Below are 7,524 nucleotides of genomic sequence, written 5' to 3'. Positions count from 1 at the left end.
AGCCACCAGACGTTGCCGGGCAGGAATCGACCAGTCGTGCGGGTCGTTGACAAAAATTCCGCAGCCCCTGCGGCAGGAAGTTCCACGCCGCGAAATACCAGAACAGCAGCTGTACCAGCAGCGGCGTATTGCGAAACAGCGACACCCAGCAGGCGGTGATACCCTGCCCCAACCGCCCACCAGCGAGACGCAGCAGTAAAAACAGCGCCGCCAGTACGCTTGCCAGCATAATCCCGGCAAGTGATACCCACAGCGTGGTGAGAAAGCCCGAGATAAGCCATTGTAGAGGCTGCCCGCTCAGTACCCCCTGCCAGTCGAAATTCACCATCACGCCGTCTGCTCCTGGTGCAGCGGGTCCAGCACCTTCTGCAGAAAACGCCGTGCGCGCGGATGCTGCGGACGGGCAAAGAACTCCGCCGGAGGCGCGACCTCCAGCACATCGCCGCCGTCAATAAACACCACCCGGTCGGCAATTTCGCGGGCAAACTGCATTTCGTGGGTCACCACAATCATGGTGATCCCGCTGTGGGCCAGCGACTGCATGACGTGCAGCACTTCGCCGATCATTTCCGGATCCAGCGCCGAGGTGGGCTCATCAAACAGGATGATTTGCGGCGAAGAGGCCAGCGCGCGTGCAATCGCCACGCGCTGCTGCTGGCCGCCGGAAAGCTGCGAAGGCATGGCCTCCGCCTTTTCCGCAAGCCCGACTTTTTGCAGTAGCTCCCGCGCGCGCTGCTCAGCATCGCTGCGCTTCCAGCCGTGGACCGACTCCAGCGCCAGCATGATGTTCTGCGCCGCCGTGAGATGAGCATAAAGATTGAACTGCTGAAAGACGAAACCAATTCGGCTGCGCAGCTGACGCAACGCCCGCCCGCTCAGCTGACTGGTCGGCTTGTCGTCAATCAGGATCTCACCGCCGCTAAGGCTTTCAAGCTGGTTTATCAGGCGTATCAGCGTCGATTTCCCCGAACCCGAAGGCCCGAGGATCGCCACCACTTCGCCGGGATTAATCGTCAGATCGATGCCGTTCAGTACCCGATGACTACCGTACGCTTTGACTGCCTGACGGAACGCCACGCTGGCATTGCGCAGATGTGAAAAATCCGCGGACTTCGCCGCGGAATGAGAGAATAAAGCCGACAACATATTATTTTGCTTCTATGGTGAAGGAACGCGGCTGAGGCGCTTTGGTGGAAGGGCCAAACCAGGTGTCGTAGATTTTCGCCGCATCGCCTGATTTCTCAAGCGCCACCAGCTCATCGTTCACCGCTTTCAGCAGTGCCGGTTCACCCTTTTTCACGCCTACACCAATCTCTTCTTTGCTCAGCAAGTCCGGCAGGATTTTGAATTTGGCTTTATCCGGCGCTTCGCCCAGCAGGCCCGCCAGAATGGTGCTGTCCTGGGTAATCGCCTGCACGTTGCCGTTACGCAACGCGGTTAAAGCCAGCGGAATGTCGTCATAAGAGAGCACGCGCGCCTGTGGGAAGCGCTGATGCAGCGTTTGCTCGCCGGTCGTACCCTTCACGGCACCGATGCGCGCTTTGCTGTAGTCGTCGAGCTTATCGCCGCCGGTCGCTGGTACCAGGAACTGCTGACCGGTGACGAAGTATGGGGTGGAGAAATCGATAACCTGCGCGCGCTCCGGGGTAATGGTGATATCAGCAACAATCAGATCGGCCTTGCCGGATTGCAGCAGCGGGATACGGTTCGCCGGGTTCGTCGCCACCAGTTCCAGCTTCACGCCCAGCGATTTTGCTAGCGCTTTGGCGAAATCAACGTCGTAGCCCACCAGTTCGTGAGTCTTCGCATCCACGGAACCAAACGGCGGGTTAGCATCAAAGGTGGCCACTTTGACTACGCCCTTGGCCTTAATATCCGCCAGCTGATCGGCCTGCGCGCTGAAGGTCGTCAGGCCGGTGGCCACTAGACCGGTGAGAAGAGCGAGCTGTGCAACTGTCTGTTTTGTCTTTGCCATAATCTTTCTGGATACCCCTGTTTTTGTATTGTCTTTTTACGCTCCCACACCGCCATCGGCGGAACAAATAACGATTCGCTATGCTTTATAACCAAATATCATTTGGCGAAAGTAATTGTTATCTAAAGGTAAAATTTGATTAGCATCGCCAGATATCGCAAATGCTTTGCACAATTTCGTCTTTCCATTGGCGTGGGTTTCCTGCTGAAATGGTCGAAAAGAAAACCGCAACATTAAGAAGGTCTTAATACGTAAACAGTTATGATTCCCTGGAGTCATTGTTTCCCATCGTTACCAACTGACACAACAATCCGCGAGCATCCAGACTGACTGGCAACCTATCATTGCCCCGACATAAATAAGGGGATTTTCCTCCGTTGCCTGACGCTTCCTTCGGCGTCAATTTGAATGCTTTATGGATGACTACAATGAAAAAATTTACCCGCACTGCTTTACTGGTCGCTACGCTTGCTGGCGCGACTTTTGCCGCTCAGGCTGCTGATACCACCGCCGCCCCTGCGCCAGCTCAGGACCCAATCGTTCAGCACCTGAAGCTGACCGATGCTCAGGTTTCTAAAATCAAAACGCTGCACCAGCAGCTGGAGAAAAACGTCCAGGCCATCTCAATGAAAGATGTCAAAGACGGCATGATCATCGACATGATCCAGTCCGGAAAATGGAATGAAGCGGGTGTGAAACAACAGCTGGCGGCGTTCAGCAAAGTGGACCAGCAGGTTCGCTACTACAAAGTGAAATACTACTTTGACTTAAGCCAGGTGCTGACCGCTGACCAGCGTAAGCAGGTCCAAAACGATCTGGCTCAGGCAGCGGCGGAGTAAGCAACATGAAAAAAATCGCGATGATGTTAGGCGCCTGCGCGCTGCTGGCAATGGGTGCGGCGAATGCGGCCAACGGCCAGGCAGTAGCGAACGCAAAAACCGCCTGTCAGAACAATCCAACCCAGTGCGCTCAGGCAAAGAGCACGGCAAAAGCTAACGCGCAGAAAGAAGCGCAAGCAGCAAAAGACGCCTGTGCGAAAAAACAGACGGCCTGTAATAACGCGAAAGCGAAAGCTAAAAGCGCGGTGCAGAAGTAAGCCACGGTAGCGAAAACAAAAAAGGCCGCGGGGAGATATTCCGGCGGCCTTTATCATTAGCAAAAGAGAGTTTAAGCTCGGTTTTACGCTGCTTTCTCATTCGCTTTCGCGCGTGCAGCCAGGAAATCTTCTGCCGTAATAATTTTATTGAGTTCAACCTGAAGACGAGCGTCGTTTTCGGTTTCCCATACATCGACAGCAGCCTGTAAATTAATCCAAAATGCAGCCGAGGTATCAAACGCTTTAGCCAGGCGAAACGCCATATCAATAGTCAGCTTACGATTATTGTTCACTAGCGCGCTTACCGTGTTGCGGTGTACCTGCAGCATTTCCGCCAGTTCGTTGATTTTAAGGTCAAGCGGCTCCAGGTATTCAAACAGAAGGATGTCCCCTACCGTAGTCGGCTTTCTGGTTGCTTGATTCATAATTTACTCCATGATAGTCGACGGCTTAGCGGCAATAAAAATGGCTAAGCCGATTAGTTCTTTTGATTAGTATTCATGTGGATCTAAATAAAGATCGTGTGCTTTACCATTTGCCCACTGGAAAATTAATCGGTACTGCTTGTTAACCCTTATTGAAGAATAATCTTTGAGTTTTCCCTCAAGTTCCTCATAACGGTTACCGGGCGGCGACTTCAAGTCTTGGTAAGTTACCGCTGCATTAATGATATCTAGCTTCCTGGCCAGAGATGCATGTATGTCTGAGGGGATTTTTTTATGTGGTGTTGCATGTTTAAAAAAATCCGCAAGCCAGTCATCTCGAAAGCTTCCAATGTTTACAAGCATACTCGGCATTCCATTGCACCTCCCTAACTACCTTATCAAAACAATAACGCACCAATGCACTGTGCGCAAGTGCATCATTATTTTAAAGCGCTGGTATGACTGAAACCGCCTGATTTCTACAACAAATTGTGACCTCTCACGCATTACCCATAATCTCTATGCGGACATCCCCCTCGCTTTGATCGCTGTCAAAAAGGAACATACCGTCTGGTCGGTATGATTCGGGCCATGAATATGGAAACCCAACACCGCAAAAAAGATCCGGTCCGTTTATATCAGCTGCTGCTGGAGTCAGCGGCGATGATTGCTGGACGGGACGGCATCGCCGCCCTGTCGCTGAACGCTGTCGCCCGCGAAGCCGGGGTCAGTAAAGGCGGATTGATTCACCACTTTCCCAATAAGCAGGCGCTGATTTACGCGCTGTTTACCCGCCTGCTGGCGATTATGGAAGAAGCGATCGTCGCATTGATGCAGCAGGATGGCGTCAGCTATGGCCGCTTTACTCGCGCCTATCTGAACTACCTTGCTGACCTGACGGATACGCACGAAAGTCGCCAGTTAATGGTGCTGTCGCTGGCCATGCCGGATGAACCGGTGCTGCGAAAATGCTGGCGTGACTGGATGCTGGAACACCTGGCGCACGGCGATGCGCTGGACAATAGTCCCACCGGTACGCTGGTGCGCTATACGGCAGACGGCATCTGGTTATCTGAACTTACGGAAGGGATCACCATGTGCGCCGAACACCGACGAACGTTGGTCGAATCTCTTAATAAGATGACGCTTCCCGCGTGAAGCACAAGGCTGAGGCCGCGATGCGCTACAACATCAATGCCCGTTTTATTTATGATGCAACGGATGGCACGATAACGCTGCCGCAAAGCGCTGAGCCGGACAGCCAGCTGTCGATCACCGCAAGCGCCCTGCTGTTTTTCTTTTTGCGTCACACCGGTATCGTCAGCCGGGAAGAGGTGCTTAAAAAAGTCTGGGATGACAACGGATTAACCTCGTCAAACAGCAACCTGAATCAATATCTGAGCATGCTGCGCAAAACCTTCCGCCACTACGGCGTCGATAACATTATCGTCACGGTGTCGCGCGGCTACCTGCAGCTCAACCCAGATGTGGTGATTGAAGCGCTGGATGAACTTTCGCCGCCCGTACTAACGCAGGAACCGCCGCTCATCATCCCTGAAGCCGCGCCTGAGACACCACAGGAAACCCCTCCCGCTACGGCGCATGCGCGCGGTGCCTGCTGGTATATCGCAGGTGCCTGTCTGCTGACCATTGCGCTGTTGCTGCTTATCCTGAGTCTGGTGGGCATGCGAGAGTCGCACCCCATCTCACTGAGCCAAATCACCCATAGCCAGTGTGAATTGCTCGCCAGCGATGAGATGCTGCGCTCGGTCAGCGCCAGCGCCTACGTGAAAAATTTCGATGAGGTGCGTCAGCGGCTGAAGGTCGAGTGCAAACCCGGCGAACGTTTTCTCTTCTTCTACGGCGACAGACTGGAGACCAACGGCCTGGGACGCGTGTTCCTCGCCCATTGCGCGATGCATGAAGACAATCCGTTTAGCTACTGTGACAACTACTTTTACTATTCATGGAAACCATGATGAAACTCGCGCCGCGTACGTTCTTTGCCCTTTCTCTGCTCGTGTTTATCGTGGTCGCCGGGTTTAGCGCCTGGCGTCTGCTGCCCGATGAAAACGCTGGCGTAATGAGCTGCTCCACCAAAGGGATCATGCGTTTTGAAAATATGGATAAAGAGAACGTGAACGGTAACATTCACTTTAACTTTGGCGGCCACGGCAAAGGCTCAATGGTGGTCGAGGGTTATACCGATTCGGCCGCTGGTTGGCTCTATCTGCAACGCTACGTCAAATTCAGCTACAGCAGCAAACGCATTTCCGCGACGGAACGTCACTATCGCATCAACCAGTGGGAGTCCAGCGCCTCGTCTATCGATGAATCCCCGGACGTGATTTTCGCCTACTTTATGCGCGAGATGTCCGACAGCCACGACGGGCTGTTTCTCAACGCCCAGAAGCTCAACGATAAAGCCATTCTGCTGAGTTCCATCAACTCACCGCTGTGGATTTGCACGCTGAAATCCGGCAGCGCGCTGAATTAAACGTCGCCGTCCTCATAAAAAACCATGCCTTGATAGGGACGTTCCCGGCAGGCGGCCAGCCGCTGCGCGAGGCTGCCAACGTGTAGCTCCAGCTTGTGCCCGTCCGGGTCGAGAAAATAGTACGACGCCCCCTCGCTGCGGTTATCCTTCCACACCACCACTCCGACCTGCGCCAACCGCTCGGTCATCGATGCAAAATCAGCTTCCGCCACGCTAAAGGCATAGTGCGTATAGTCGCTCTTCTCGGGTGCTATTTTGTGGCGCAGCGCATCCAGCGACAGGCAAAGCCACTGCTCTCCACACGACAAATATGCCCCACCGTCCCAGCGGGCGTGCAGGCGCATTCCCAATAGCTGGTGATAAAAGTCGACGCTTGGCGTCAGGTCGCTGACCGCCAGAGTCAAATGGTTAAGTCCACTCAGCATAAGACCCTCTGATAGATTGACGTTGTTCGGACGCGTGCGCCCCCTTTGTATCGACGGCAAACTGTGATCCATCGCGCATGCTCTTTTCCCCACCGCTTATCCCTTATAAAAGACCGCATCTTTTGCGTTTAGCTTCACCGCCAGAATTTGAACCCCACCACAGTTGCCCCTACGCCATGTTACCCGACTTTTGAATAAATTTAGCAACCTCATAACATTTCCAGAGAACGCCACGCGCACGGAATAAATCGCCTTATACCCGTTATAATTCCGCCCCTCTCCGCAGCATAAAAAGATAAATCATCGGCCACAAAAGGCTAAATAGCAGAGCATTTATCTAAATAAGTACATCACTCAGATTTAAATTCCAACCAACAGGCTAATCCCTATAGTGAACCCCGAACGCCGCTGCCGTGGGTTAACGCCGTGACACGGACGGTTTTCCTGAAATCACACAACCTGTTTTGAGGAGTGAAGCAATGGGTGATGCATTAGGGCTTATTGAAACCAAAGGTCTGGTGGCCTGCATTGAAGCCGCGGATGCGATGTGTAAAGCCGCCAACGTTGAACTGATTGGCTACGAGAACGTCGGTTCCGGCCTCGTCACCGCGATGGTGAAAGGCGACGTCGGCGCGGTGAAAGCGGCGGTGGATTCCGGCGTGGAGTCGGCACAGCGCATTGGTGAAGTGGTGACCTCGCTGGTTATCGCACGCCCGCATAACGACATCAAAACAAGATTGTCTCGCACTACAAAATTAGCGAATAACCGGAGAGAAAATAATGAAAGAAGCGCTTGGTCTGATTGAAACCAAAGGTCTGGTGGCCTGTATCGAAGCCGCAGACGCCATGTGCAAAGCCGCCAACGTCGAGCTTATCGGCTACGAAAACGTCGGCTCTGGCCTCGTCACCGCGATGGTCAAAGGTGACGTCGGCGCGGTCAACGCGGCGGTGGACTCCGGCGTGGAAGCGGCAAAACGCATCGGTGAAGTCGTCACTTCCCGCGTTATTGCACGCCCGCATAACGACATCGAAAAAATCGCATCGCAGCATAAAGCATGACCTGACCGGGCACGCCCCGTCTGCACTCTTTTCGTTTGATGAAGGAT

Annotated in this window: 11 protein-coding genes and 2 pseudogenes; 7 read left to right on the top strand and 6 right to left on the bottom strand. The window is 53.7% G+C overall.

Features of this window, described 5'->3' with window-relative positions; translation table 11 throughout:
- The 3 genes and pseudogenes from GKAS_RS13230 to GKAS_RS13220 form a co-directional block, all read right to left on the bottom strand.
- Nucleotides 1-328: pseudogene (locus GKAS_RS13230) on the bottom strand (ABC transporter permease subunit); the annotation flags it as partial.
- Nucleotides 328-1,146 carry an amino acid ABC transporter ATP-binding protein gene (locus tag GKAS_RS13225; protein ID WP_035894794.1) on the bottom strand — a complete coding sequence of 273 codons (819 nt, stop codon included), beginning with the start codon at nucleotides 1,144-1,146 and terminating at the stop codon, nucleotides 328-330. The pseudogene GKAS_RS13230 and the gene GKAS_RS13225, both read right to left, overlap by 1 nt.
- A gap of 1 nt (nucleotide 1,147) precedes the next feature.
- Entirely contained in the window at nucleotides 1,148-1,975 is an 828-nt protein-coding gene (locus tag GKAS_RS13220; protein WP_035894793.1) for an ABC transporter substrate-binding protein, read from the bottom strand.
- 428 nt (nucleotides 1,976-2,403) lie between these two features.
- Here GKAS_RS13220 and GKAS_RS13215 point away from each other — a divergent pair, with 428 nt between their 5' ends.
- Both GKAS_RS13215 and GKAS_RS13210 read left to right on the top strand, forming a co-directional pair.
- The gene (locus GKAS_RS13215) at nucleotides 2,404-2,814 is read left to right on the top strand and encodes a Spy/CpxP family protein refolding chaperone (RefSeq protein WP_035894792.1); all 411 of its coding nucleotides are present in this window, start codon (nucleotides 2,404-2,406) and stop codon (nucleotides 2,812-2,814) included.
- A gap of 5 nt (nucleotides 2,815-2,819) precedes the next feature.
- Entirely contained in the window at nucleotides 2,820-3,071 is a 252-nt protein-coding gene (locus GKAS_RS13210) for a hypothetical protein (RefSeq protein ID WP_035894791.1), read from the top strand.
- Nucleotides 3,072-3,154: 83 nt separating this feature from the next.
- Here GKAS_RS13210 and GKAS_RS13205 read toward each other — a convergent pair whose 3' ends face one another.
- The gene (locus tag GKAS_RS13205) at nucleotides 3,155-3,496 is read right to left on the bottom strand and encodes a HigA family addiction module antitoxin (RefSeq protein WP_035894789.1); all 342 of its coding nucleotides are present in this window, start codon (nucleotides 3,494-3,496) and stop codon (nucleotides 3,155-3,157) included.
- 66 nt (nucleotides 3,497-3,562) lie between these two features.
- A complete protein-coding gene (locus GKAS_RS13200) occupies nucleotides 3,563-3,868 on the bottom strand; it encodes a type II toxin-antitoxin system RelE/ParE family toxin (protein ID WP_035894788.1) in 306 nt (101 codons plus the stop codon).
- 207 nt (nucleotides 3,869-4,075) lie between these two features.
- On the opposite strand from GKAS_RS13200, the gene GKAS_RS13195 reads away from it, so the two are divergent.
- Genes GKAS_RS13195 through GKAS_RS13185 form a run of 3 tightly spaced genes read left to right on the top strand, consistent with a single transcriptional unit; the run spans nucleotide 4,076 to nucleotide 5,993 of the window.
- Nucleotides 4,076-4,654, top strand: a complete 579-nt coding sequence (locus GKAS_RS13195) for a TetR/AcrR family transcriptional regulator (protein ID WP_035894787.1) — start codon at nucleotides 4,076-4,078, stop codon at nucleotides 4,652-4,654.
- A gap of 20 nt (nucleotides 4,655-4,674) precedes the next feature.
- Nucleotides 4,675-5,475, top strand: a complete 801-nt coding sequence (locus GKAS_RS13190; protein WP_035894786.1) for a winged helix-turn-helix domain-containing protein — start codon at nucleotides 4,675-4,677, stop codon at nucleotides 5,473-5,475.
- Nucleotides 5,475-5,993, top strand: coding sequence for a FidL-like protein (locus tag GKAS_RS13185; RefSeq protein WP_035894785.1), 519 nt, complete (start codon nucleotides 5,475-5,477; stop codon nucleotides 5,991-5,993). The genes GKAS_RS13190 and GKAS_RS13185 overlap by 1 nt, the downstream gene beginning before the upstream one ends.
- Here the strand turns inward: GKAS_RS13185 and GKAS_RS13180 are convergent.
- Nucleotides 5,990-6,418, bottom strand: a complete 429-nt coding sequence (locus tag GKAS_RS13180; protein WP_035894799.1) for a FosA family fosfomycin resistance glutathione transferase — start codon at nucleotides 6,416-6,418, stop codon at nucleotides 5,990-5,992. The genes GKAS_RS13185 and GKAS_RS13180 overlap by 4 nt on opposite strands.
- A 479-nt stretch (nucleotides 6,419-6,897) precedes the next feature.
- Here GKAS_RS13180 and GKAS_RS13175 point away from each other — a divergent pair.
- Both GKAS_RS13175 and GKAS_RS13170 read left to right on the top strand, forming a co-directional pair.
- A pseudogene (locus GKAS_RS13175) lies at nucleotides 6,898-7,184 on the top strand (BMC domain-containing protein).
- Between the two features lie 14 nt (nucleotides 7,185-7,198).
- Nucleotides 7,199-7,477 (top strand): BMC domain-containing protein, encoded by a 279-nt coding sequence (locus GKAS_RS13170; RefSeq protein ID WP_015585230.1) that lies wholly within the window; start codon nucleotides 7,199-7,201, stop codon nucleotides 7,475-7,477.
- Nucleotides 7,478-7,524 lie beyond the last annotated feature (47 nt).

This window comes from Kluyvera ascorbata ATCC 33433, assembly GCF_000735365.1.
GTDB classification, from domain to species: Bacteria; Pseudomonadota; Gammaproteobacteria; order Enterobacterales; family Enterobacteriaceae; genus Kluyvera; species Kluyvera ascorbata.
Note: the sequence above shows the minus strand (reverse complement) of the source record. Positions and strands in the feature narration are given on the sequence as shown.